This is a genomic window from Ferrovibrio sp. GW821-FHT12B10 (genome assembly GCF_058807515.1).
In genome coordinates this window covers 1,244,142-1,268,088 of record NZ_JBXAQT010000001.1, presented here as the reverse complement: position 1 = coordinate 1,268,088, position 23,947 = coordinate 1,244,142, and the positions used below count along the sequence as shown (strand labels likewise).

27 protein-coding genes are annotated in these 23,947 nt (G+C 64.4%); 9 read left to right on the top strand and 18 right to left on the bottom strand.

From position 1 onward, the window contains the following. Positions 1-46: 46 nt before the first annotated feature. Positions 47-1,186 (top strand): cell division protein ZapE, encoded by a 1,140-nt coding sequence (zapE, locus tag AC1RRT_RS06420; RefSeq protein ID WP_493012944.1) that lies wholly within the window; start codon positions 47-49, stop codon positions 1,184-1,186. Between the two features lie 44 nt (positions 1,187-1,230). Here the strand turns inward: zapE and AC1RRT_RS06415 are convergent, their stop codons facing one another. The 8 genes from AC1RRT_RS06415 to AC1RRT_RS06380 form a co-directional block, all read right to left on the bottom strand. After that, on the bottom strand, positions 1,231-2,514 hold the full coding sequence (locus AC1RRT_RS06415) for a pentapeptide repeat-containing protein (RefSeq protein WP_493012943.1): 1,284 nt from the start codon (positions 2,512-2,514) through the stop codon (positions 1,231-1,233). Between the two features lie 183 nt (positions 2,515-2,697). Next, positions 2,698-3,489 (bottom strand): succinate dehydrogenase iron-sulfur subunit, encoded by a 792-nt coding sequence (locus AC1RRT_RS06410; protein ID WP_493012942.1) that lies wholly within the window; start codon positions 3,487-3,489, stop codon positions 2,698-2,700. 33 nt (positions 3,490-3,522) lie between these two features. Beyond that, positions 3,523-5,310 carry a succinate dehydrogenase flavoprotein subunit gene (sdhA, locus tag AC1RRT_RS06405; RefSeq protein WP_493012941.1) on the bottom strand — a complete coding sequence of 596 codons (1,788 nt, stop codon included), beginning with the start codon at positions 5,308-5,310 and terminating at the stop codon, positions 3,523-3,525. A 4-nt stretch (positions 5,311-5,314) separates the two neighbouring features. Further along, positions 5,315-5,710: a succinate dehydrogenase, hydrophobic membrane anchor protein gene (sdhD, locus tag AC1RRT_RS06400; protein WP_493012940.1), complete on the bottom strand. Its 396-nt coding sequence runs from the start codon at positions 5,708-5,710 to the stop codon at positions 5,315-5,317. Positions 5,711-5,720: 10 nt separating this feature from the next. Then, positions 5,721-6,107 (bottom strand): succinate dehydrogenase, cytochrome b556 subunit, encoded by a 387-nt coding sequence (sdhC, locus tag AC1RRT_RS06395; protein WP_493012939.1) that lies wholly within the window; start codon positions 6,105-6,107, stop codon positions 5,721-5,723. A gap of 289 nt (positions 6,108-6,396) precedes the next feature. Beyond that, positions 6,397-7,653 (bottom strand): ammonium transporter, encoded by a 1,257-nt coding sequence (locus AC1RRT_RS06390; RefSeq protein ID WP_493012938.1) that lies wholly within the window; start codon positions 7,651-7,653, stop codon positions 6,397-6,399. Positions 7,654-7,943: 290 nt separating this feature from the next. Continuing rightward, on the bottom strand, positions 7,944-8,999 hold the full coding sequence (locus AC1RRT_RS06385; protein ID WP_493012937.1) for a MaoC family dehydratase: 1,056 nt from the start codon (positions 8,997-8,999) through the stop codon (positions 7,944-7,946). Beyond that, positions 8,999-9,880 carry an HpcH/HpaI aldolase/citrate lyase family protein gene (locus tag AC1RRT_RS06380; RefSeq protein WP_493012936.1) on the bottom strand — a complete coding sequence of 294 codons (882 nt, stop codon included), beginning with the start codon at positions 9,878-9,880 and terminating at the stop codon, positions 8,999-9,001. The genes AC1RRT_RS06385 and AC1RRT_RS06380 overlap by 1 nt, the downstream gene beginning before the upstream one ends. A 125-nt stretch (positions 9,881-10,005) precedes the next feature. Here AC1RRT_RS06380 and pdxY point away from each other — a divergent pair, with 125 nt between their 5' ends. Then, the gene (gene pdxY, locus AC1RRT_RS06375; RefSeq protein ID WP_493012935.1) at positions 10,006-10,860 is read left to right on the top strand and encodes a pyridoxal kinase; all 855 of its coding nucleotides are present in this window, start codon (positions 10,006-10,008) and stop codon (positions 10,858-10,860) included. A gap of 4 nt (positions 10,861-10,864) precedes the next feature. Here the strand turns inward: pdxY and AC1RRT_RS06370 are convergent, their stop codons facing one another. The 3 genes from AC1RRT_RS06370 to AC1RRT_RS06360 are packed head-to-tail and all read right to left on the bottom strand — an operon-like array spanning position 10,865 to position 12,350. Next, complete coding sequence (locus tag AC1RRT_RS06370) at positions 10,865-11,356, bottom strand: PAS domain-containing protein (protein ID WP_493012934.1); 492 nt, start codon at positions 11,354-11,356, stop codon at positions 10,865-10,867. Next, positions 11,356-11,862 carry a PAS domain-containing protein gene (locus tag AC1RRT_RS06365; RefSeq protein WP_493012933.1) on the bottom strand — a complete coding sequence of 169 codons (507 nt, stop codon included), beginning with the start codon at positions 11,860-11,862 and terminating at the stop codon, positions 11,356-11,358. Before AC1RRT_RS06365 ends, AC1RRT_RS06370 begins: the two co-directional genes overlap by 1 nt. Continuing rightward, on the bottom strand, positions 11,859-12,350 hold the full coding sequence (locus AC1RRT_RS06360; protein ID WP_493012932.1) for a PAS domain-containing protein: 492 nt from the start codon (positions 12,348-12,350) through the stop codon (positions 11,859-11,861). Before AC1RRT_RS06360 ends, AC1RRT_RS06365 begins: the two co-directional genes overlap by 4 nt. A 491-nt stretch (positions 12,351-12,841) precedes the next feature. On the opposite strand from AC1RRT_RS06360, the gene AC1RRT_RS06355 reads away from it, so the two are divergent. Both AC1RRT_RS06355 and AC1RRT_RS06350 read left to right on the top strand, forming a co-directional pair. Next, entirely contained in the window at positions 12,842-13,414 is a 573-nt protein-coding gene (locus AC1RRT_RS06355) for a sigma-70 family RNA polymerase sigma factor (RefSeq protein WP_493012931.1), read from the top strand. Then, positions 13,411-14,049: an NrsF family protein gene (locus AC1RRT_RS06350; protein WP_493012930.1), complete on the top strand. Its 639-nt coding sequence runs from the start codon at positions 13,411-13,413 to the stop codon at positions 14,047-14,049. Before AC1RRT_RS06355 ends, AC1RRT_RS06350 begins: the two co-directional genes overlap by 4 nt. 67 nt (positions 14,050-14,116) lie before the next feature. Here the strand turns inward: AC1RRT_RS06350 and AC1RRT_RS06345 are convergent, their stop codons facing one another. Beyond that, on the bottom strand, positions 14,117-15,142 hold the full coding sequence (locus AC1RRT_RS06345) for an aspartate-semialdehyde dehydrogenase (protein WP_493012929.1): 1,026 nt from the start codon (positions 15,140-15,142) through the stop codon (positions 14,117-14,119). Between the two features lie 209 nt (positions 15,143-15,351). Between AC1RRT_RS06345 and AC1RRT_RS06340 the strand changes: the two genes are divergently transcribed. Genes AC1RRT_RS06340 through AC1RRT_RS06330 form a run of 3 tightly spaced genes read left to right on the top strand, consistent with a single transcriptional unit; the run spans position 15,352 to position 17,353 of the window. Further along, positions 15,352-15,816 (top strand): nuclear transport factor 2 family protein, encoded by a 465-nt coding sequence (locus AC1RRT_RS06340; RefSeq protein ID WP_493012928.1) that lies wholly within the window; start codon positions 15,352-15,354, stop codon positions 15,814-15,816. After that, positions 15,816-16,376 (top strand): TetR/AcrR family transcriptional regulator, encoded by a 561-nt coding sequence (locus tag AC1RRT_RS06335; protein WP_493012927.1) that lies wholly within the window; start codon positions 15,816-15,818, stop codon positions 16,374-16,376. The genes AC1RRT_RS06340 and AC1RRT_RS06335 overlap by 1 nt, the downstream gene beginning before the upstream one ends. 56 nt (positions 16,377-16,432) lie before the next feature. Further along, entirely contained in the window at positions 16,433-17,353 is a 921-nt protein-coding gene (locus AC1RRT_RS06330; RefSeq protein WP_493012926.1) for a glutathione S-transferase family protein, read from the top strand. 7 nt (positions 17,354-17,360) lie between these two features. On the opposite strand, the gene AC1RRT_RS06325 is transcribed toward AC1RRT_RS06330, so the two are convergent. Next, complete coding sequence (locus tag AC1RRT_RS06325; protein ID WP_493012925.1) at positions 17,361-18,059, bottom strand: AbiU2 domain-containing protein; 699 nt, start codon at positions 18,057-18,059, stop codon at positions 17,361-17,363. A 44-nt stretch (positions 18,060-18,103) separates the two neighbouring features. Between AC1RRT_RS06325 and AC1RRT_RS06320 the strand changes: the two genes are divergently transcribed. After that, entirely contained in the window at positions 18,104-18,706 is a 603-nt protein-coding gene (locus AC1RRT_RS06320; RefSeq protein WP_493012924.1) for a 2-hydroxychromene-2-carboxylate isomerase, read from the top strand. On the opposite strand, the gene AC1RRT_RS06315 is transcribed toward AC1RRT_RS06320, so the two are convergent. Then, on the bottom strand, positions 18,707-19,342 hold the full coding sequence (locus tag AC1RRT_RS06315) for a LysE family translocator (RefSeq protein ID WP_493012923.1): 636 nt from the start codon (positions 19,340-19,342) through the stop codon (positions 18,707-18,709). Between the two features lie 52 nt (positions 19,343-19,394). On the opposite strand from AC1RRT_RS06315, the gene AC1RRT_RS06310 reads away from it, so the two are divergent. After that, positions 19,395-19,898 (top strand): 2'-5' RNA ligase family protein, encoded by a 504-nt coding sequence (locus tag AC1RRT_RS06310; protein ID WP_493012922.1) that lies wholly within the window; start codon positions 19,395-19,397, stop codon positions 19,896-19,898. Here AC1RRT_RS06310 and AC1RRT_RS06305 read toward each other — a convergent pair. The 4 genes from AC1RRT_RS06305 to leuC form a co-directional block, all read right to left on the bottom strand. Then, complete coding sequence (locus AC1RRT_RS06305) at positions 19,895-20,515, bottom strand: glutathione S-transferase family protein (RefSeq protein ID WP_493012921.1); 621 nt, start codon at positions 20,513-20,515, stop codon at positions 19,895-19,897. The two genes, AC1RRT_RS06310 and AC1RRT_RS06305, sit on opposite strands and share 4 nt — an antisense overlap. A gap of 113 nt (positions 20,516-20,628) precedes the next feature. Next, positions 20,629-21,741 carry a 3-isopropylmalate dehydrogenase gene (gene leuB, locus AC1RRT_RS06300; RefSeq protein ID WP_493012920.1) on the bottom strand — a complete coding sequence of 371 codons (1,113 nt, stop codon included), beginning with the start codon at positions 21,739-21,741 and terminating at the stop codon, positions 20,629-20,631. A 108-nt stretch (positions 21,742-21,849) separates the two neighbouring features. Then, a complete protein-coding gene (leuD, locus tag AC1RRT_RS06295) occupies positions 21,850-22,473 on the bottom strand; it encodes a 3-isopropylmalate dehydratase small subunit (RefSeq protein ID WP_493012919.1) in 624 nt (207 codons plus the stop codon). Positions 22,474-22,487: 14 nt separating this feature from the next. Continuing rightward, the gene (gene leuC, locus AC1RRT_RS06290) at positions 22,488-23,897 is read right to left on the bottom strand and encodes a 3-isopropylmalate dehydratase large subunit (RefSeq protein ID WP_493012918.1); all 1,410 of its coding nucleotides are present in this window, start codon (positions 23,895-23,897) and stop codon (positions 22,488-22,490) included. Positions 23,898-23,947 lie beyond the last annotated feature (50 nt).

Below are 23,947 nucleotides of genomic sequence, written 5' to 3'. Positions count from 1 at the left end.
CGGGCGGCAGGTGACACTGCCGCCCGTTCTGTTTTAAAGAGATTGTATGTCCATCCTCGAAACCTATCGCGGCAGGCTGCAGTCCGGCGACCTGGCGGAAGACCCGGCCCAGGCCCTGGCGGCCGAGAAGCTGGAGCTGCTGAGCCAGCGGCTGAAGCATTATCAGCCTAGTAAATCTGCCTGGGGCGAGGACGGTTGGCTGCAGAAGCTGTCATTCGGCCGCAAGCGTGAGCCGGCGCCGCAGGGCCTCTATATCTACGGCGATGTCGGGCGCGGCAAGTCGATGCTGATGGACCTGTTCTTCAAGGAAGCCACCGTCGAGAAAAAGCGCCGGGTGCATTTTCATGCCTTCATGCAGGAGGTGCATGCGGAAATCTTCCGCTATCGCAAGCTCGCCGAGGATGATCCGGAGAAGAAGGCTGGCGGCGACGATCCGATCCGGCCGCTGGCCAGGAAGATCGCCAAGACCACCTGGCTGCTCTGCTTCGACGAGCTGCAGGTCAGCGACGTCGCCGATGCGATGATTCTGGGCCGCCTGTTCGAGAAGCTGTTCGACCGTGGCGTGGTGGTGGTCGCGACCTCCAATCGCCACCCGGACGACCTCTACAAGAACGGCATCAACCGCGGACTGTTCCTGCCCTTCATTGCGCTGTTCAAGGACAAGCTGGATGTGCTGCATCTGGCCGCCAGCCGCGACTACCGCCTGCAGCGCCTGCAGAAATCACCGGTCTGGTTCAGCCCGATCAGCGCCAAGTCCACCATCGCGCTGGACCGCATCTGGAACCTGCAGACCGATGACGCCGAGGGCGAACCGCTGGAGATCGAGCTGCTGGGGCGCAAACTGAAAGTGCCATGCCAGGCGCGCGGCGTGGCCCGCTTCACCTTTGGCGACCTCTGCGAACAGCCGCTCGGCCCGGCGGATTTCCTCGCCATCGCCAAAAGCTTCCACACGGTGATGATCGATAATATCCCTACTCTCAGTCCAGCGCGCCGTAACGAAGCAAAACGCTTCGTCACGCTGGTGGATGCGCTCTATGAGGCGAAGACCAAGCTGGCGGCGACGGCCGATGCACCGCCGGAAACGCTCTATCCCGATGGCGAAGGGGCGTTCGAGTTCCAGCGCTGTGTCTCGCGCATCAACGAGATGCAGAGCGCGGATTACCGCGCGCTAGTACATCAAGCCTAGGCACCTATCAGCGGGCCAGGGTGGAACCAGCAGACCAATTAACGTTAATTGGGCAGCAGAAGGTCGCGCGCGCGATCGAGGCGGGCGTTATCGAGCTGCGCACCGGCGAGGTTCGCGCCCGAGAAGCGGCCATCCGTCAGATCGGCGCCGGTGAGATCGGCACCGGCCAGATTGGCGTCGCGTAAGTCCGCCGCCACCAGGCTCGCGCCCGACAGGTTGGCGTTGATCAGCAGGACCTTCTTGAGCTTGGCCGCGCCCAGATTGGTGCGGGCGGCGCGCGCATTCGGCGCTTCGTCGCGGATCGCGGCCAGGTTGGCGCCGGAGAGGTCGGCGCCGTCCAGATTGGCGCGGCTCAGGCTGGCGCCGCGCATGTTGGCGCGGGCGAGATTGGCGTTGCGCAGATCGGCGAAATTCAGGCGGGCCAGCGCCAGGTTGGCATTGGTCAGCACCGCGTTGGTGAAGCAGGCGCGTTCCAGCAGCGCACCCATCAGGTTGATGCCGCGCAGGTCGCGATCGGAGAAATCGAAATCGCTCAGGTCGGCGCGCAGGCCCTGACGGCCTTCGGAATGCACCCAGAGCTCGTGATGCCGCAGCACCTCGGTCAGATCCTCGATGGTGTGACGCGAGGCGGCGGCGAAGATGGCAGCAGCCAGTTCCGGCAGGTTGCGGCTGGCGGCATCGACAATGGCGCCGCGCAGATCGGCATTGGCGAAATTCGCGCCGCCGAGCTGCGCGCCCGACAGGCTGGCGCCCGAGAGATTGGCGCCTGAGAAATCGGACTGCTGCAGGTCGGCGCCTTCCAGGCGGGCCGACATCAGCTGCGCCTTGCGCAGATCGGCGCCGCGCAGGTTGCTGTCATCCAGATTGGCATCGGCGAAATCGGCATGCAGCGCGAAAGCCTTGGGCAACTGTGCGCCCGACAGGTCGGCACGCTGGGCCGAGGCGCCCGAGAGATCGATGGCGCGCTTGGACGGGCCGCTGTCGCTGATGCGGCCATCGGCGTCATAGATGGGAGCGAGCGCTTCGGCGCCGTTCGACTCAGCCATGTTGGCGTCGTTCAGGCCGGCGGCGCGCAGGCAGGCGCCACGCAGATCGGCCCAGCGCAGGTCGGCGCTGTCGAGCGTGGCGTTGCGGAAATCGGAACCGCCGCATTTGGACATCGAGAGGCGGGCGCCGTCGAGACGGGCGCGATGCAGGCGCGCGCCGGTCAGGTCGGCCAGCGTCAGGTTGGCCCCGGTCAGGTCGGCGTCGGAAAGATCGGTGAAAGCCAGCATGGCCGGCTGCGCGCCGGGCTTGCCGGCCAGATGGGCTTCATGCTCACGCAACACGTCGCGCAGTTTGTCTGCGCCAACTTTTGTCAGGTGCGGAGGAGCTCCGCGGGTGAAATCGCCCATAACGCTGTGCGGCCTTACCTGGAACGCGTGAACAGAAGATTCGACCGCAAATTTAGCGCGAATCGGCTAAGCCAATCCAGCCGTCTCCCCCTAAGACTTTGGCCGCAATCTACCAGATCAGCCGCGTCGTTCCACCATCAGCTTCTTAATTTCACCGATTGCTTGCGCCGGATTTAGCCCCTTGGGGCAGGTCTGGGCGCAATTCATGATGGTGTGGCAGCGATAGAGTCGGAAGGGATCTTCCAGGTTGTCCAGACGGTCGCCCGTCATCTCATCGCGGCTGTCGGCGATCCAGCGATAAGCCTGCAGCAGCACGGCCGGGCCCAGATAACGGTCGGAATTCCACCAATAACTGGGGCAGGAGGTCGAGCAGCAGGCGCACAGGATACACTCATAGAGGCCGTCGAGTTTCTTGCGCTCCTCCGCCGATTGCAGGCGCTCGCGAGTCGGCGCCGGGCTCTGGGTCTTCATCCAGGGTTCGATCGAGGCGTACTGGGCGTAGAAATTCGTCAGGTCCGGGACGAGGTCCTTCACCACCGGCATATGCGGCAGCGGATAGATCTTCACGTCGCCGTCGATGTCCTCGCAGGCCTTGGTGCAGGCCAGCGTGTTGCCGCCGTCGATGTTCATGGCGCAGGAGCCGCACACGCCTTCGCGGCAGGAGCGGCGGAAGGTCAGCGTCGGGTCGATCTCGTTCTTGATCTTGATCAGCGCGTCCAGAACCATCGGGCCGCAGTCGTTCATGTCGACCTCATAGGTGTCGACCTGCGGGGTCTTGCCGTCATCCTGGTTCCAGCGATAGACGCGGAACTGCTTGACCTTGCGTTCCTCGCCGGCCTTAGCAGGCGGGAGCGACCAGGTCTTGCCCTCGGTGATCTTGGAATTCTTCGGCAGCGCGAACTCGGCCATGGGGAGGTGTCCTTGTGTCTTCGATGGTCGCGCTTAGTACACGCGCTTCTTCGGCTCGATATACGAAATCTCGTTGCTCAGCGTGTAGGTATGCACCGGACGGTAGTCGATGGTGACATTGCCCTTGTCGCCGAACCACGACAGGGTGTGCTTCATCCACTCCTTGTCGTCGCGATCCGAGTAATCTTCACGCGCATGGGCGCCGCGGCTTTCCTTGCGGTTCTCGGCCGAGTGCATGGTGACCACGGCCTGGCCGATCAGATTGTCGAGCTCCAGCGTCTCCACCAGGTCGGAATTCCAGACCAGGCTGCGATCCTGCACCGACACGTCCGGCATCAGCTTGTTGACTTCGTCGATCAGGCCGACGCCTTCCTTCAGCACGTCGCCGGTGCGGTACACCGCGCAGTTGTTCTGCATGGTGCGCTGCATCTTGTCGCGGATCTGCGCGGTCGTATGGCCGCCCTTGGCATTGCGGAACTTGTCGAGGCGGGCCAGCGCATTGTCGCCGGCGCCCTTGATGTCGCGATGCTTGGCGTTCTTGTCGACCACCTGCGCGGCGCGGATGGCGGCGGCGCGGCCGAACACGACCAGATCGATCAGCGAGTTCGAGCCCAGGCGGTTGGCGCCATGCACCGACACGCAGGCGGCTTCACCGATGGCCATCAGGCCGGGCACCACGCTGTCGGGGTTGCCGTCCTTCAGGGTCAGCACTTCGCCGTGATAGTTCGTCGGAATGCCGCCCATGTTGTAATGCACGGTCGGCAGCACCGGGATCGGCTGCTTGGTCACGTCGACGCCGGCAAAGATCTTGGCGCTTTCCGAGATGCCGGGCAGGCGCTCATGCAGGGTCTTCGGATCGAGATGATCCAGATGCAGGAAGATGTGGTCCTTGTTCTTGCCCACGCCGCGGCCTTCGCGGATTTCCATGGTCATGGCGCGGCTGACGACGTCGCGCGAGGCCAGATCCTTGGCCGACGGCGCATAACGCTCCATGAAACGCTCGCCTTCGGAGTTGACGACATAGCCGCCCTCGCCGCGCGCGCCTTCGGTGATCAGGCAGCCCGAGCCGTAGATGCCGGTCGGATGGAACTGCACGAACTCCATGTCCTGCAGCGGCAGGCCGGCGCGCAGCACCATGCCGCCGCCGTCGCCCGTGCAGGTGTGGGCCGACGTGCAGGAGAAATAGGCGCGGCCGTAGCCGCCGGTCGCCAGAACCACCATCTTGGCGCGGAAGCGATGCATCGTGCCATCGGCCAGGTTCCAGGCCATCACGCCGCAGCAGGTGCCTTCCTCGTCCATGATCAGGTCGAGGGCGAAGTATTCGATGAAGAACTCGGTGTCGAACTTCAGCGACTGCTGGTACAGCGTGTGCAGGATCGCATGGCCGGTGCGGTCGGCGGCGGCGCAGGTGCGCTGGGCCGGGCTCTCACCGTAATTCTTGGTCATGCCGCCGAAGGCGCGCTGATAGATCTTGCCCTCTTCGGTGCGGCTGAACGGCACGCCGAAATGCTCGAGTTCGATCACGGCCGGCACGGCTTCACGGCACATGTATTCGATGGCGTCCTGATCGCCCAGCCAGTCCGACCCCTTGACGGTGTCGTACATGTGCCAGCGCCAGTTGTCCTCGCCCATGTTGCCAAGGGCTGCCGAGATGCCGCCCTGCGCCGCCACGGTGTGGCTGCGGGTCGGGAAGACCTTCGAGATGCAGGCGGTCTTCAGACCGGCCGCGGCGAGACCCATGGTGGCGCGCAGACCCGCGCCGCCGGCGCCGACAACGACAACATCGTAGAAGTGGTCCTGGACCTGATAGCTGGCGGGCATGGCGTTAGGCTCCGAAAAACAGCTTGAGCACCGACAGGGCGGCGATGCCGCCCACGACGAAGGTGGCGAAGGTGATGGCGAGCAGCGAGGCCATCTTCAGGCCTTCGCTGTGCACGTAATCCTCGATCACCACCTGCAGGCCGAGCTTCAGGTGCCAGAAGACGGCCAGGATGCTGAGCAGGGCGACGACGGCGAGCAGCGGATGCTTGAAGGCGGCGGCAACGGCGGCATGGTCGCCGCCCGCCAGCTTCAGCACGGTGACGACCATGATCAGCAGCAGCGGGATCATGGCAACGGCGGTCACGCGCTGGATCCACCAGTGCTGCACGCCTTCCTTGGCGGCGCCGAGGCCGCGCACCTTTTTCAGCGGGGTGCGCATCGTGTTCGTGGACTTGCTCATGATGCGTTCCTCACTTCCAGCTGTAGGCGAGAATCCAGGCCAGCACGGTCAGCACGACCGAACCGAGGATCACGGCCCAGCCCGACTTGTTGGCGACCGGGATAGTGTAGCCGTAGCCGCTGTCCCAGAAGAGATGACGGATGCCGTTCAGCAGGTGATAGAACAGCGCCCAGCTGAAGCCGAGCAGGATGAGCTTGCCGATGATCGAGCCAAGGCAGGCCTGCACCAGCGCGTAGTAGTCCGGGCCGGCGGCGGCGGCGCAGAGCCACCAGGCCAGCAGCAGCGTGCCGGCGGCCAGACCGCAGCCGGTGGCGCGATGCAGGATCGACGTCGCCATGGTGACGGGCCAGCGATAGATTTGCAGGTGAGGGGAGAGCGGTCGCTCGACGTTCGCCATTTTTTGCGCCTTCGCCCGACTGGGCATTCGCGGATGGGGCGTGCGCCGGCGACAGCAGGGGAAACGCGGTCGAGTCGGCGCCCGAAATGCAGGGCGGATACTAGTCCCGGACCCTGCTTAGTCAATCATCGGGTGACTCTGTTTTTAATGGCCTAAACCCACCACCGGCAAGGGAAATTACCGGTAACGTCGGGTGCGCAGGGCCGCAAAAACCTGCGAAGGATTCGCAAGTCGGCGGAGCCTTTCTCAAGGCCCCGCCGGACCGCAATGATCAATGCCGATCGCCGTCTTAATGCAGATCGTAGGCCCGCTCGCCATGGGTGGTGATGTCGAGGCCGTCGAACTCGTCTTCCTCGGTCACCCGCAGGCCGGTGGTGGCGCGCAGGCCGGCGAAGATCCCCCAGGAGACGACACCGGCCCAGGCCGCCGTGACGCCCAGGCCCAGCAGCTGGTTGCCAAACTGCGTGACCGCGTCGACGCCTTCGGCAAAGCCGGTGCCGCCGAAGCCGGGCTGGCCGACGACCGCGACCAGCAGGGTGCCGAGCGCGCCGCCCACGCCATGCACGGCGAAGACGTCGAGCGAGTCATCCAGCTTGATCGTCTGTTTCAGCAGGTTGGTCACGGTGAAGCAGACCATGCCGCCGCACAGGCCGATCAGCACCGCGCCCATCGGGCCGGCGACGCCGGCCGCCGGGGTGATGGTGGCGAGACCCGCGACAAGCCCGGTGACCGTGCCGATCAGCGACGGACGGCCATGGCGCATCCATTCGATGGCCATCCAGGTCAGCGCGCCGGTGGCGGCCGAGACATGCGTCACCAGCATCGCCATGCCGGCGCCGCCGCCAGCCGCCAGAGCCGAGCCGGCATTGAAGCCATACCAGCCGACCCACAGCATGCCGGCACCCGTGGCGGTCATGCCCGGATTGTGCGGCAGCAGCGGTTCATGCGGGAAATCGCGACGCCGGCCCACCATCACGGCGGCGACGATCGCGGCCATGCCCGCGGTGACATGCACCACCAGGCCACCGGCGAAATCGATCACGCCCAGTGCGGCCAGCCAGCCGTTGCCCCAGATCCAGTGGCAGACCGGGACATAGACCAGGAACAGCCAGAAGATCGTGAACAGCACCACGGCCGAGAAGCGGATGCGCTCGGGCCAGGCGCCGACGACCAGCGCCGGCGTGATGATGGCAAAGGTCATCTGGAACATGAAGAACAGCGTCTCGGGCAGGCCGTCGCGCAGCGTGTCGACGCTGACGCCGGCCATGAAGGCGCGGTCGAAACTGCCGATCCAGCTTTGCAGGTTGCCGCCATCGGTGAAGGCGAGGCTGTAGCCGGCGATCAGCCAGAGCAGCGAAACCAGCACCGCGATCAGCACGCAATGCATGACGACGCTGAGCGCATTCCGTGCGCGCACCAGACCGGCATAGAACAGCGCCAGGCCCGGCAGGGTCATGAACAGCACCAGCGCCGTGGCGGTCAGCAGCCAGGCGGTATTGGCCGCATCCAGCGGCTTGTCCTCGGCGGCAAAGGCCGGCAGGGACATGAGAGGCAATAGGAGAGCGGACGCCGCAAGGCGGCGCAGCGAAAAGACGGTCATTGGGAATCCCACCCTGTTTTTATCGTTTGGCGAAACGGTTCGGCCGTCCTCTGCCGGCGGGCGAAACGCCGGCAAATTGGGCAGGATGCCCAAGCAAAGGGCATGCCGGTGAGGCGGCACGGGAAATGCTGGAAAACAGGTAGGCGGGCAACGAGAGTATAACAGTTGCCGCCAAATTCGGCAAATTTCTGCCGAAAGGCTGTGCTTTTGCCTAAATTAACATCAATTTCGAGGTGTCAGGCCCGCTGCGGCATCAGCACCCAGTAATCCAGGTCCAGCACTACGCTGTCGGGGTATTTGCCGGCCGCGTCCTTGTCCGGGAAGCCGGCGCCTGGTTGATCCTTCAGCCCGATGGTGCGGATGCGCAAGGCGCCGAGATCGCGGCGACCCGGCAGCTCGGCCTTCTCCAGCACCTCCGACCAGGCATAGACCGTATGGCCGGCCAAGGTCGGGTTCACATGGCGGCCGCCATTGATGGCGGCGACGAAGATCGCGTTGGCCAGCCCGTTGAAGCTGAGGGCGCGCACCAGGCTGATGACATGGCCGCCATAGATCAGGCGGCGGCCGAGCTTGTCCTGACCCTGCCGGAACTGGTCGAAATGCACCTTCGCGGTGTTCTGGTAAAGCCGCGTCGCCAGCATGTGCTCGGCTTCCTCGATCGTCATGCCGTCGACATGGTCGATTCTCTCGCCCACGGCATAATCGTCGAAGGCCTGGTTGCTGCCGGCCAGCGTCCAGTCGTAAGTCTTACAGTTCAGCCCGGCCGGTATCTGCAAGTCTTCCGGCGCGACACGGTCGCTGAGCTGCGGCACTTTCTCGTCCGCGATGACAGCGCTCTCGTCGCGCTTGCGCACCATCACCCAGCGCACGTAATCCAGCACGGCCTCATTGCCGCGATAGCCGACGCTGCGCACATAGACCACGCCGGTCTTCTTGTTTGAATTCTCTTTCAGGCCGATCACGGTCGACACGGTGTGCAGCGTATCGCCGGCGAATACCGGCTTCAGCCAGCGGCATTGCGCATAGCCCAGATTGGCCACTGCGTTCAGTGACACATCCGGCACGGTCTTGCCGAAGATCACATGAAAGGCCAGCAGATCGTCGATCGGCGCGCCTTTCAGACCGATGGATTGCGCGAATGTATCGGCTGACTGCACGGCGAAGCGTGGGCCATAGAGTGCCGTGTACAACGCCACATCGCCCTGCGTCACCGTGCGCGGTGTCGCATGGCGTAGCTCCTGGCCGAGCTTGAAATCCTCGAAATAGTTGCCCGGATTGGTCTTGGTACTCATCAGGCAGCCGCCTGCAGCCTGGCGATGGCATCGGCCAGCGCCGCCAGCTTCTTCGCCTGCTCGACATGCAGGTTTTCCACCAGCTTGCCGTCGACCAGCACCACGGCCTTGCCCTCTTTCGTGGCGGCCTCGAAGGCGGCGATGATCTTATGCGCATGTGCCACCTGGGCGGCACTCGGCGCGAAGACATGATTGGCGATGGCGATGGTCTTGGGATGGATCAGCGTCTTGCCGTCGAAGCCCAGCTCCAGGCCCTGGCGGCAGGCGGCCTCGAAGCCAGCGTCATCATCGAGATCGAGATGCACGCCGTCGAGGATGGTCAAGCCGTACGCGCGGGCGGCGAGCATGCACAGGCCCAGCGCAGTGATGACGGGCAGCCGCATCGGCGTGTGCTGCGCGTTCAGGTCCTTCACCAGATCGGATGTGCCCATGACAAAAGCGGACAGGCGCTTGGAGGAGGCCGCGATGGTTTCGGCATGCAGGATGCCTTTCGGCGTTTCCATCATGCACCAGATGGTGGTCTTGTCCGGCGCGCCATGCTGGTTCAGCAGCTGCTCGGCCTCCTGCACCTGGGCGGCGGTTTCCACCTTGGGCAGCAGGATGGCATCGGGGCCGGCTTTCGCGGCGGCGATCACGTCTTCCACGCCCCAGGGCGTGTCGAGACCGTTGGTGCGGATGACCAACTCGCGCCCGCCATAGCCGCCGGCATTGACGGCGACGCAGACCTGCTCGCGGGCCAGCGTCTTCTGGTCCGGCGCCACGGCATCTTCCAGATCGAGGATCAGGGCATCGGCCGGCAGGGTCCTGGCCTTCTCCAGCGCCCGGGCATTGGAGCCCGGCATGTAAAGCACGGAGCGGCGGGGACGGACGGAAACGGTCATGCGGCTGTCTCTTTGGCTATGCTGCAATGCAAAAGGCCCCGCCACTATAATCGGGGGCAGGGTCGTGGCAAGTTTCCGTCACGACAGCAATCGTCCGTGTAATTACGACCTTGGGACCCCCGGCCATGCGCGTGCTCAGCATCCAGAGTCAGGTCATCTACGGCCATGTCGGCAACAATGCCGGCGTGTTTCCGCTGCAGCGCCATGGCATCGAGGTCTGGGCCATCCCCACCGGCCTGCTGGCCTTCAATCCCTCCTACGGCCCGCCGGCGCATCGCCCCACCGCGCCCGAGGAAATGGATGCCTGGATCGCTGCGTTGCAGACGCGGCCTGAATGGCGCCAGATCGATGCCGTGCTGCTCGGCTGGCTCGGCAACCCGCGCACGGCCGAAGCCGCCGGCCGCGCCGCGCTGGCGGTCAAGGCCGCCAACCCCAATGCCGTCTTCCTCTGCGACCCGGTGATGGGCGATACCGACAGCGGGCTGTATGTCGATGCCAGCCTGCCGGCTTACATCCGCGATCATCTGTTTCCTTCGGCCGACATCATCACGCCGAACGGTTTCGAGCTGGATTTCCTCACCGGCGGCGCGGTGCGCGACCTGCCGGCAGCACTGGCGGCCTGCGATGCGCTGCGCCTGAAGGGTCCGCCGACAGTGATCGCCACCACGCTGCATCGGGATGACGGCGGCCAGGGCAAACTGGAGGCGCTGCTGGTGAATGGCGATGGCGCCTGGCTTGCCGCCGTGCCCGATCTGGGCGAGGGCCTGCCCAAGGGCGCCGGCGATCTGTTCGCGTCACTGTTCCTCGCCAACCGGCTCAAGGGCCGCAGCGCCAAGAAGGCACTGCTGCAGGCGATGGCGGGCACCTTCACCCTGTTGCGCGATGCGCAGGAACACCATGTGCCGGAAATGCGGCTGGAGCTGCTGCAGGATGCGCTGTTGAAGCCGCAGGTCGAGCCCGATATCCAGCGCGTGCGCTGAAAACCTATAGCGCGGCGCGGATGATGGCGCCGTGGCTGTCGTAGAAGATGGTGAAGCCGAGCAGCATGTCGACGGTCTCGCCGTCGGTGGCCAGCGGCAGCAGCAGGCGCTCCAGCGAGGCCGCGCTGCTGTTGAAGCCGAAGCGCGGTTTGCCCTGGCGGTAGCTTGGTTCGTGGCGGTCGACAGCCGCGATGTAAGGCGCCTGCATGACCGGATCGGTGGCAAAGGCCGGTTCGGCCTCGTCGAACCAGCGCCCGGTCTTGGATGAGCCGAAGCCCAGATCGACATGACTGCCGACCAGGCGATAGTGCAGCCGCAGGCCGCCCTGCGGCGTGCGGTGCACGTCCAGCAGCCACAGATGCGGCAGCAGCCGGGGAATGATGGTCGGCTGGATATGCTGTCGTCCCGGCAGCCGGTCGCCGGCCGGCGCGATGGCGCGCCACCATGCCAGCCCGTCCTGCATCAACGGATGCGCCGTTTCGGGCAGCGTGATCATCAGCCCGGATCCATCAGCTTGCCGCTGGCCGAGAGGAACAGGGAGACGCAGAACAGCATGTCGACATGGCTGCCGTCGGCGGCCAGTGGCATGAACAGCCGCTGCACCGTCAGATGCTCCAGGCCCAGCGGAAACGCCGGTACGCCCTTGCGATAGGCCGGCTGGCCGCTCAGGGTCGGCGCGGCAAAAGCCTCGTAGCGCCCGCTCGGGACGAAATCCGCATCGACCTCGTCGAGCCAGCGGCCGACCACGGTTTCGCCGCTGTCCGTCACGCGGCGCACGGCGGTGCCGAGCAGGCGATAGCGGAAGCGCAGCGGCGGCTGTTCGCCCGGCTGCTGCTGCACGTCGACCATCCAGAGATGCGACAGCAGCCTGGGGATCGCGGTGGGCTCCACATGCTGGCGGCCGGGCAGGCGGTCCGGCGCCGGGCGCAGACTGGTCCAGTAGTCGAAGGCCTGCCGGATCAGCGCATGGGCCTCGGCGGGCAGGATGAAAGCGTCGCTCATGGGTAAGGTCCGATCACGGTGCCATCGGGCATGTAGAACAGTGTGACGCAGAACAGCATGTCGACGGTGACGCCATCGCGCGCCATCGGCAACAGGATGCGCTCCAGCGCGTGATACAGCCGGTTATGGGCGAACAGCGGCACGCCCTTGCGATAGTTCGGCTGCGGCGCCGTCAGCATGGCAAGGTAAGGCCCGCAGACCGCGGGCTTGAGGAAGAAGTCCGGCATCACCTCGTCCATGCGCTGGCCGGTATGGGTGCGACCCATGGCGCGATCCACGGCCGTGCCGACCAGGCGATAGCGGAAGACCGGCGGCGGGCCGGTGCTGACATCGACCAGCCAGACATGCGGCAGCAGGGATGGTATATCGAGCGGGTCGAAATGCTGCCGTCCCGGCAGCAGACCCGGCGCAGGCACGATCTGCTGCCAGTAGTCGTGGGCCTGACGGATTTGCGGGCTGGCGTCGTCGGGAAGGGAAAAAGCGGTCATTGATGACCGCATTACAGCGAAGCTTGGTCGCCGGCGCAACGCACCAATTCTGTCAGGCGCCCCGGGCGCTTGGCCCAGGCGCCTGGCCCAGGCATCTGGGCAGGGTGGTCGGAAGATTGGGAAAAACCGGGTGCCGGCGCTGCAGCACCCGGGTCAGCGCCGGCTTATTTCTTCATATCGTCCTTCTTCATGGTGCCGGCCGTATCCTTCATCGGCATGGCGTCCTTCATGGCGAGGCCAGGCCGGCTGCCACGGAGAGGGCGCCGGCCAGCACGGCGGCGATCAGGTGGGGCTTGGTGAACAAGGCATTTCCTTCGCAACCGCGGGGTTGATGAGCGGCACGGCGTCTCGGCCTGTATTGCACGCATCTGCAGATCATTCGCCGCCGCTCGTTCCGGCGTCACACCGCTCACGGCTTCGTGTGGGAAAAGTTTTTTTGCCATCGGGGCGTAACATCGGGCTATATGCCAGCGAATGATGAGCGTGAAGGAATGACGAGCGCGCCGGCAACTGACCGGGCCGAAACCGAATGGGCGCCCTTGATGCAGGCTGCCTTGAGCGGCGACGGCATGGCCTACCAGGCCCTGCTCGCGGCACTGGCCCCGGTGCTGCGCGTGGCTGCGCGACGCGGCTGCCTGCGGTTCGGGCTGACAACGGCGGATGCGGAGGATGTGGTGCAGGAGACATTGCTGGCCATCCACCTGAAGCGGCAGACCTGGCAGACCGACCTGCCGATCGGCCCGTGGATCCGCGCCATCGCCCGCAACAAGCTGGTCGATGCGCTGCGCCGTCGCGGCCGTCGCGGCATCGAGCTGGATATCGACGTGCTGAGCGATGTGTTGGCCACGCCGGAACCGGAACAGACCACCGTGCGGCAGGATGTGGCGCGTCATCTCGATGCGCTGGCGCCGGGCCAGCGCAAGGTGGTGGAAGCCATCGCCGTGGAAGGCGTGTCGATCCGCGACACGGCGGGGCGGCTTGGGATGACCGAAGGTGCGGTGCGTGTCGCGCTGCATCGTGGCCTGGCCGCACTGGCGCTGCGCCTGAGAGGAGCCGAAGGATGAAAACCGACGATCTGATCCGCGCCCTGGCCGCCGATGCGCCGGTCCGCGGCTTTGGCCTGCAGCAGCGCGTGGCGCTGGCCACGATCGGCGGACTGGTGGTCGCAGTGGCGCTGTTCCTCTGGTTGCTGGGGCCGCGTGCCAATGCGCTGCAGTCGCTGGACAATCTGCGCTTCCTGCTGAAATTCGCGGTCACGCTCAGCCTGGCGGTTGCCGCCACCGGCCTGGTGCTGCGGCTGATCCGTCCGGGCCTGCCGCTCGGCCTGTGGCGCATCGCCATCTTCCTCGCGCCGGGCCTGCTGCTGTTCGGCGTCGGGCTCGAACTCTCGGCCTTGCCGGCGTCGGACTGGGGCGCGGCGCTGGTCGGGCGCAATGCGCGCACCTGCATCACCTACATCCCGCTGATGGGTCTGGCGCCGCTCGGCCTGCTGCTGCTGGCGCTGCGGCGTGGCGCGCCGGGCCACCCGGCGCTGGCCGGCGCTGTGGCCGGGCTGGTGGCCGGTGGTTTCTCGGCTGCGCTCTATGCGGCGCACTGCCCCGACGACAGCCCGCTCTTCGTGGTCACCTGGTATTCCATCGGCATTGCGATGCTGGTGGCGCTGGGCGCATTGATCGGGCGGCGCGTCTTGCGCTGGTGACCAAAGAAAACGGGCCGTCCCTTGCGAGACGGCCCGTAAAGTTGGAACTCAGCTTCTACTGTAAAGCTTACGCCGCCTGCTTTTTCAGATGCTTGGCGGCCAGAACTTCGGCGATCTGCACGGCGTTCAGCGCCGCGCCCTTGCGCAGGTTGTCCGACACCACCCACATGACCAGGCCGTTATCGACGGTGAAGTCCTCGCGGATGCGCGACACGAAGGTGTTGTAGTCGCCGGCGCAATCCAGCGGCGTGATGTAGCCGCCGTCCTCGCGGCGATCCAGCACCTGCACGCCCGGCGCGGTCGAGAGGATTTCAGTCGCCTCTTCGGCCGAGATCGGCTGCTCGAATTCGATATTCACGGCTTCGGAATGGCCGATGAACACCGGCACGCGCACGCAGGTGGCGGTCAGCTTGATCTTGGGGTCGAGAATCTTCTTGGTCTCGGCCGTCATCTTCCATTCCTCCTTGGTGTAACCGTCGTCCATGAAGACGTCGATATGAGGAATGACGTTGAAGGCGATCTGCTTGGTGAACTTCTCGCGCACCACCGGATCGTTGACCAGGATCTGCTTGGTCTGGCGCTCCAGCTCGGTGACGCCTTCGTTGCCGGCACCCGAGACGGACTGGTAGGTGGCGACGACGACGCGCTTGATGGTGGCGCGATCATGCAGCGGCTTCAGCGCGACCACGAGCTGCGCGGTCGAGCAGTTCGGATTGGCGATGATGCCCTTCTTGGTGTAGCCGCCGATGGCGTCGGCATTCACTTCCGGCACGATCAGCGGAACGTCCGGGTCCATGCGCCACTGGCTGGAATTGTCGATCACGATGGCGCCCTGGGCGGCCACGCGGGGTGCCCATTCCTTCGAGGTGGCGCCGCCGGCCGAGAACATCGCGATGTCGGTGCCGCGGAAGTCGAAGTCTTCCAGCGCCTTCACCTTGATATGCTTGTCGCCATACATGACGTCGCGGCCGACGCTGCGGCGCGACGCAAGGGCAACGACTTCCGAAACCGGGAAGCGGCGCTCGTGGAGGATGTTGAGCATTTCACGGCCCACCACACCGGTGGCGCCGACAACGGCGACCTTATAGGTCATATCTGGCCTTCTTTCGCTGCGTCCGGCAGGTCGACACCCGGCGGACTTAGAGGAACACGAGACGAATGTTGGTGCCCGGCAGGCCGCGCCCGGCAGGCGAGGCGGAAATTAGGCCGCTAAACCCCGCATATCAAGCGGGAAATTGCACTGGTTGACACCGGCGGGCCAGTATTGTACCTATCAGTACAATAAAATCCCTAGAGCCAAGCATGTCCCGTCCGCCCCTGCCGCCCTTCACCGCCGAGACCGCTGCCCAGAAGGCCCGCATGGCCGAGGATGCCTGGAATAACCGCGACCCGGCCAAGGTGGCGCTGGCCTATACCGAGCAGAGCATCTGGCGCAACCGGGCTGAGTTCATCCGGGGCCGGGTGCAGATCGAGGAATTCCTGACCCGCAAATGGCAGCGCGAGCTGGACTACCGCCTGATCAAGGAAGTCTGGGCCTTCACCGGCAACCGCATCGCGGCGCGCTTTGCCTATGAATGGCGCGACGATAATGGCCAGTGGTATCGCAGCCATGGCAACGAGCAGTGGCAGTTCGACGCCAATGGCCTGATGGAGCGCCGCGAGGCCAGCATCAACGACGTGCGCATCAATGAATCCGACCGCAAGTTCCATTGGCCGCTCGGCCGCCGTCCGGATGATCATCCGGGATTGACGGATTTGGGGCTGTAATGCCCGCAGCCCTGATCACCCGCGAGGAGGCGATCGCCCGTATCGCCGAAGTGTTCCGCGCGCAGGGCTTCGAGGGCGCGAGTTTGAGTGCCATCACCGAAGCCTCGGGGCTGGGCAAGGGCAGCCTGTACAACCATTTTCCCGGCGGCAAGGACGAGATGGCGGCCGAAGTGCTCGGTCATGTCGACCGCTGGTTCGAGACCGAGGTTTTTGCGCCGCTGCGGGCCTCCGATGATTCGCGCGCAGCCGTCACCGCCATGTTCGATGCGACCGAGGCCTATTTCCGCAGTGGCCGCCGCATCTGCCTGGTCGGCGCCTTCGCGCTGGACGCCACACGCGACCGCTTCGCCGTCGCCGTGCAGGCCTATTTTGCGCAATGGATCGCAGCGCTCAGCGAAACACTGACGCGCGGTGGCGCAAAGGATCCCCGTATCCTGGCGGAAACCGCTGTCTCCGGTATTCAGGGCGCACTGGTGCTGAGTCGCGCGCTGGATAATCCTGCGGTCTTCTCGCGGCAGCTCGCACAATTGCAGGACCAGCTGTTGTCCGCCCTTGCCTGACGTAACGGCAGCGGCCTTAATCTTCCCGCAAAGGTAATAACCGGAGGGACCCGAGAATGGCCGAGCTGATCCTGCACCACTATGGCACTTCACCCTTCTCGGAGAAGGTGCGCATCGCCTTCGGCATCAAGCAGGCGGCCTGGCAGTCGGTGAAGATTCCGCCGATGATGCCCAAGCCCGACCTCACCGCGCTGACCGGCGCCTATCGCAAGACCCCGGTGATGCAGATCGGCGCCGATATCTACTGCGATACCCAGATCATCCTGCGCGAAATCGAGCGCCGGCATCCCTCGCCCAGCTTCTATCCCGGCGCGTCCAAGGGGCTGGCCGAGGGCGTCGCCTACTGGGCCGACCATCAGCTCTTCTCGGCCTCGGTCGCCATCGCTTTCGGCCTGATGGGCGAGCAGATGCCCGATGCCTTCCTCGAAGATCGCGCCAAGTTTTCCGGCCGCACCATCGACCGCAGCAAGATGAAAATGCAGGCCGCGGTGATGAACGGCCCGCTGCGCGCGCATCTGGGCTGGATCGAGGATGCGCTGCATGACGGCCGCAAATTCCTGTTCGGTGATGCACCCAGCCTCGCCGATCTCGCGGTCTATCACTGCGTCTGGTTCGTGCGCGACCGGGCGAAAGCCACCGATCTCGCCGATTACACGGCGCTGAATGTCTGGGCCGACCGCATGAAGGGCTTCGGCCATGGCAGCCCGACCGAGATGGACTCCAAGGCCGCCATCGAGGTCGCGAAAAATGCCGAGCCGGCGCCGCTGAAAGGTGGCGTCTGCGCCAACACACTCGGCCTCGCCGAGGGCGCCATGGTCAGCGTGACGCCCGACGATACCGGCCGCGATGCCACCATCGGCGCGCTGGTTGGGCTGGACGCCCAGAGCGTGACGATCCGCCGCGAAACGCCGGAGACCGGCACGGTGCATGTGCATTTCCCACGCGCCGGCTTCATCCTGGTGCCTGCCAAGGCATAGCAGAGCTTTATTTTTTTGATTCCATTCCGCGCACCGAAGCTGTCCAGAAACGATTGGCGACGTTTTTGTATATGCCTTGCAGACCTTCAAAGTCGGGAATATCGCCGGAAGTTATGGTTTTTATGTCGCTGATAATGGGCAAACTAAAATCAAGTAAATCGGTTATGTAGCCTAATTTCGGTAGTGGATCTTCCTCAACATCTAGGAGACTATGAGCTAGGTGGTTGTTTCTGAAATCTCGTAAAGTTCTTAACCACATACTGTGTGGCTCACTACCTAAGGAATGGCATGCATCATCAAACTTCTTTATGAGTTCGCGAGTGTGTTGCTCATAGAAGTTCTGTTGCTGGAGTTCATGTGCTCTTGCCCTGGCTTTGGAGGCAAATATTTCAACGACATTCTGATCTGAGAGTAAGTGCCGCGCGTGTTTGAAGCACGCTCGATCCAGATTGTCGTTTCTATTCGGATCAAATGTGTCGTGAACCTTCACTATTATTAATATCATCTCTTGAAGGAGTATTTGGGTTAATCCGTTTAACCCATGCACTTCGTAAGAATTGTTGAATGCTTTTACAACGTCATCTTTGCGATTTGCTCGATCAAACAGATTTCTAAAAATGATCGCTCGTTCCGCTTCCCGTTCAAGGTTGGCAGAAATTTTTTCAAGCCGTTCGGCTTTTTCTATCGGCGAGTGATTTTTAGCCATTTTTGGTTCATTTAAATGCAGACCAATAAAGAGGCATCAATCTGATGAAAACAATAGAATTCTTCTACGACGTCTCTTCTCCGTGGACCTATCTGGCCTTCACCAACATCCAGCCGCTGGCGGCCGAGTTCGGGGCGAATATCGTCTGGCGACCCTTTCTGGTCGGCGGCGTGTTCAATGCCATCAATCCGACCATGTACCGCATGCGCGAGAATCCGGTGCCGGCGCGCGATGCCTGGGTGCAGCAGGACATGCAGGCCTGGGCGAAACTCGCCGGCATCACCATCACGTTTCCGCCCGCCGTCTTTCCGGTGAACAGCGTGAAGGCGCTGCGCGCCATCCTGTGGGCGAAAGATTTCGGCAAGGATGCCACGCTGTCGCAGGCCGTCTTCGAGATGTACTGGGCCGAGAACCGCGATATCAGCCAGGACGACGTGGTGGTCGAGGCGGCGACCCGCGTCGGCCTCGACGCAGCGCGGATGGCGCAGGCGATCAACGATCCGGCGATCAAGGCGCAGCTCAAGGCCAATACGGATGAAGTGATCGCGCGGGGCGGCTTCGGCTCGCCGACGATCTTCGTGGATGGTCAGATGTTCTTCGGCAACGACCGCCTGCCGCTGGTGCGGGAAGCGCTCAAGAAAAGCTGATCAGGAGCGCTTGAGCAATCCGGTGGCCGAGTGCGCGAGTGCCTGCAGGCCGAAGCCGATAAAGATCACGCCGCTGATGCGGGTGATCCAGAGTTCGTGGCGCAGATACAGCCGCCGTACCGGTGCGGCGCCGATCATGTAGAGCAGCATGGCATAACCGAGGATGAAGCCGCAGAAGGCGGCGGCCAGCAGCGGCGGCAGGCTCGCCCAGCTCAAACTACCGGCCTGGGCCGCCAGCAGCGCGGTGAACATGGCGATCGCCACCGGATAGGCTTTCGGATTGGTGAGGCCGAAGGCGAGGCCGCGGCGCAGCGGCTGCGTCACCTGCGTGTCCAGCGCGCCATCCTCGCGGCGCTTCACCATGATGGCGCGCCAGCCCAGCAGCATCAGGTAGATGCCGCAGGCGAGACCGAGGATGTCGAAGACCAGCGTGCCGAGGCTGGCCGAGCCGATGATGGCGGTCAGCGCCAGCGTGCCCCAGACGATGTCGCCGGCCAGATGTCCGGCCAGGAAGCGCAACCCGGCGCGACGCCCTTGTCCGGCGCCGATGCCGAGCAGCGCCAGGAAAGCCGGTCCGGGTGTCACGGCATAGAGGATGCCGGCGAAGGCGGCGGCGAGGGCGAGCGAGAGGGTCATGGCCTGAGCCTAGCGGATCGCGCGCCGGCTTGAGAAGCGCTAAGCTGGCGCCATGTTTGCCGTGATCGCGGTTCCGGAGTTTTCAGCGGCCGATGCGGCCTGGATCGATGCGATCCGCCGCGCCCATGACCCGCAGCATGAGCGCGTCGCCGCGCATGTGACGCTCTGCTTTCCGCATGACCCCGCGGACCAGGCCTGGTTCGCCGGCCAGGTGATGGCAGTGGCTGCGGTGACCGGGCCGTTCGCTGTGACGTTCAACCGCATCGAGCGGATGGAGGATCCGCATCAGCCGAAATACCGCTTCCTCAATGTGCTGATGACGGATGCGGCCAGTGCTGTGCCGCTGACGGCGCTTTATCGCGATCTCGGCGGGCGCGACGACTATGCGCCGCATCTGACGCTGACCCGTTTTGGCGTGGTGTTTTCGGCCAAGGCGCTGGAGCGCCAGATGGGGCCGTTCCAGAAACCAATTGCGGGTCGCATTGCGGCGCTGGACCTGCTGCGGATCGAACACGGCAATATCCGCCTGCTCGCCAGCCATGCGCTGAAGGGTTAGGGCGTTTCCAGCTTGTGCGCCTGGAAGCAGGGCAGTTTTTCCGCGCGGTCGGTCAGGTCATAGAGATTGGGATAGAGACCTGCCGGTACCAGGTCGTCGGGCAGCATCGCGCGCAGGAAGCTGACCAGCACGGCGGCCGTGATATCGGCCATGCTCAGTTGTTCGCCCAGCAGCCAGGGACCCATCTTGTGGGAGTCGAGCGCCGCCAGTCCGCCGCTGGCCTGGCGTAGCAGATGCTGCCGCCAGGGTTCGTGCACCTTCTCGGCCGGCCGGCGCTTCACCTCGTAGATGGCGTTCACCGCCTTGTCCATCACGCCGCTGCCGATCGACATCAATTGAATGCAGTCGCGGCGTGTGCGGCCATGCGGCGGGATCAGGCTCTTCGCCGGGCCGACCAGCTCCATCACATAATCGAGGATGGCGGCGGATTCGATCAGGCGTTCGCCGCCGTCCAGCTCCAGCACCGGCACGCGGCCGACCGGATTGAGCTCCAGCCCGCGTTCGGGATCGGCGGTGACCGAGAGATATTCGCGGGTATGGGGAATGTCGAGCAGTGTCATCGCCACGGCGACGCGGCGGGAATAGGGCGACATGTTGCGGCCGATCAGTTTCAGCATGTGTCACCCTCCCAGACGACGGCCAACAGTCGCCGAAATCCACGGGGTCATGCAAGACAAGAAAAAGGCCGGGAGAAGTCCCGGCCTTGATCTTTCGTCATATGACAGATGGCTTACGCGGCCAGCTTGTCGAGCTCCATCAGCAGGGCGTCGCCCATGCCGGTGGTGCCCACGCGGGTGCCGCCACCGCCCAGATCGGCGGTGCGGATGCCCTTGCTCAGCACATTCTCGGCCGCCTGGTCGATCAGGTCGGCATCCGCGCTGAGGTCATAGGCATAGCGCAGCGCCATCGAGAAGCTCTGGATGGTGGCGAGCGGATTGGCGATGCCCTTGCCGGAAATGTCCGGCGCCGAGCCATGCACCGGCTCGAACAGCGCCATGCGGCGGCCGGTGGCCGGGTCGGCGGCGCCAAGCGACGCCGACGGCAGCATGCCGAGCGAGCCGGTCAGCATGGCGGCGGCGTCCGACAGGATGTCGCCGAACAGGTTGTCGGTCACCATGACATCGAACTGCTTGGGCGCGCGCACCAGCTGCATGGCGCCGTTATCGGCATACATATGCTCCAGCTGCACGTCCTTGAACTGCTCCTGGTGCAGCTTGGTGACTTCCTCGCGCCACAGCACGCCGGATTCCATCACGTTGGCCTTTTCCAGCGAGGTCACCTTGTTGCCGCGCTTCTTGGCCAGTTCGAAGGCGACAGCCGCCACGCGGCGGATTTCGCTGGTGGTGTAGACCTGCGTGTTGATGCCGCGGCGCTCGCCGTTGGGCAGCGTCTCGATGCCGCGCGGCTGGCCGAAATACACGCCACCGGTCAGTTCGCGCACGATCATGATGTCGAGGCCCCTCACGATCTCGGGCTTCAGGCTGCTGGCATCCACCAGCGCATCGAAGCACTTGGCCGGACGCAGGTTGGCGAACAGGTCCATCTCCTTGCGCAGGCGCAGCAGGCCGCGCTCGGGCTTCTGGTCGAAGGGCAGGTTGTCCCATTTCGGGCCGCCGACGGCGCCAAGCAGCACCACGCCGCAATCCAGCGCATCCTGCATCGTCTTGTCAGCCAGCGGCGTGCCGTGCTTGTCGAAGGCCGAGCCGCCGACCAGGTCTTCCTTGACGTCGAAGGAGACATGCCGGCGCTTGTCCATCCAGTCGATGACGCGGCGGACCTCGCCCATCACCTCAGGGCCGATCCCGTCGCCGGGCAGCATCAGCATCGTACGATTGGAAGCCATTCTTGTGTTCCTCTGTTCTTTCTATTCTACGTCACCCCGGGCTTGACCCGGGGCCCCATTAAAAATGGGATCCCCGCTTTCGCGGGGATGACGATAATGGGGCGTGGGTTACCGGCCCGCCTGGGCGTAGAGCCAGGGCTGGGTGCCATGCTGCTTGCCCTCGAAGCTGTCGATCTTCGACTTCTTCTCCAGCGTCAGCCCGATATTGTCGAGGCCATTGAGCAGGCAATGCTTCTTGTGCGCATCGATCTCGAACTTGATCACGTTGCCATCGGGGCCGGTGACTTCCTGTTTTTCCAGGTCGACGGAAATGCGGGCATTGTGGCCACGTTTGGCGGCGTCCATCAGCTTGTCGACATCGGCCTTCGGCAGCGTGATCGGCAGGATGCCGTTCTGGAAGCAGTTGTTGTAGAAGATGTCGGCGTAACTGGTCGAGATCACGCAGCGGATGCCGTAGTCGAGCAGCGCCCAGGGTGCATGCTCGCGCGACGAGCCGCAGCCGAAGTTGTCACCGGCGACCAGGATCTGCGCACCCTTGTACTGCGGCTGGTTCATGAAGAACTCCGGCACCGGCTTGCCGTCCGGGGTCTCGCGCAGTTCGAAGAACAGGCCTTTGGCCAGGCCGGTGCGCTCCACGGTCTTGAGGAACTGCTTGGGGATGATCATGTCGGTGTCGACATTGATCATCGGCAGCGGGGCGGCGACGGCGGTCAGCGTGGTGAACTTGTCCATGATCTCTCTCCCGCTCAGATCTTGCGCACGTCGGTCAACGTGCCGGCGATGGCTGCGGCGGCCGCCATGGCCGGGCTCATCAGATGGGTGCGGCCGCGCGCGCCCTGGCGGCCTTCGAAGTTGCGGTTCGACGTGCTGGCGCAGCGCTCTTCCGGTTTCAGCTTGTCGGCATTCATCGCCAGGCACATCGAGCAGCCGGGCTCGCGCCATTCGAAGCCTGCTTCGCGGAAGATCTTGTCCAGACCCTCTTCTTCGGCCTGGTTCTTCACCAGGCCCGAGCCGGGCACCACCATCGCATGCACACCGGCGGCCACCTTGCGGCCCTTGGCGATAGCGGCGGCGGCGCGCATGTCCTCGATGCGGCCGTTGGTGCAGGAGCCGATGAAGACGCGCTGCACCGGCACGGTGTCGAGCTTCTCGCCGGCCTTCAGCCCCATGTAATTGAGTGCGCGTTCCAGCGCCGCCCGCTTCTGCTCGTCCTTCACATCGGCCGGGTTCGGCACCACGCCGGTGATCGGCGCCACGTCCTGCGGGCTGGTACCCCAGGTGATATGGGGTGCAATCTCGGACGCCTTCAGTTCGACGACGGTGTCGTAATGCGCGCCATCATCCGACGGCAGCGTCTTCCACCAGGCCAGCGCCTGCTCGAAGGCCGCGCCCTTGGGGGCATGCGGCTTGCCCTGCACATAGGCGAAGGTCTTTTCATCGGGGGCAATGAGTCCGGCGCGCGCGCCGGCTTCGATCGACATGTTGCACACCGTCATGCGGCCTTCCATCGAGAGCGCACGGATGGCGCTGCCAGTGTATTCCATCACATAGCCGGTGCCGCCGGCGGTGCCGATCTTGCCGATGATGGCGAGGATGATGTCCTTGGCGGTGACGCCCGGGCCCAGCTCGCCGTCGATGTTGATCTTCATGTTCTTGGCCTTGCGCTGCGGCAGGGTCTGGGTGGCGAGCACATGCTCGACCTCCGAGGTGCCGATGCCAAACGCCAGGCTGCCGAAGGCGCCATGGGTCGAGGTGTGGCTGTCGCCGCAGACAATCGTCATGCCGGGCTGGGTATAGCCCTGCTCCGGGCCGACGATATGCACGATGCCCTGGTTGACGTCGTTCATCGGGTAGTAGTTGACACCGTATTCCTTGGCGTTGCGGTCCAGCGTCTCGACCTGGATCCGCGCTTCCTCATCCTCGAACACGAACTGCAGGCGGTCCGGCGTGGTCGGCACGTTATGGTCGGGGACGGCGACGGTGCGGTCGGGGCGGCGCACCTTGCGGCCGGCGGCCTTCAGGCCGGCGAAGGCCTGCGGCGAGGTGACCTCATGGACCAGATGCAGGTCGATGTAGAGCAGGCCGTTGCCGTCGGCGTCGATATCGACGAGATGGCTGTCCCAGATCTTGTCATACAGGGTGCGGGGCGCGGTCATGGCTGCTGGTCCGATTTATTAAGATGTTCAGGGGCGTTACGGAGGCGGGA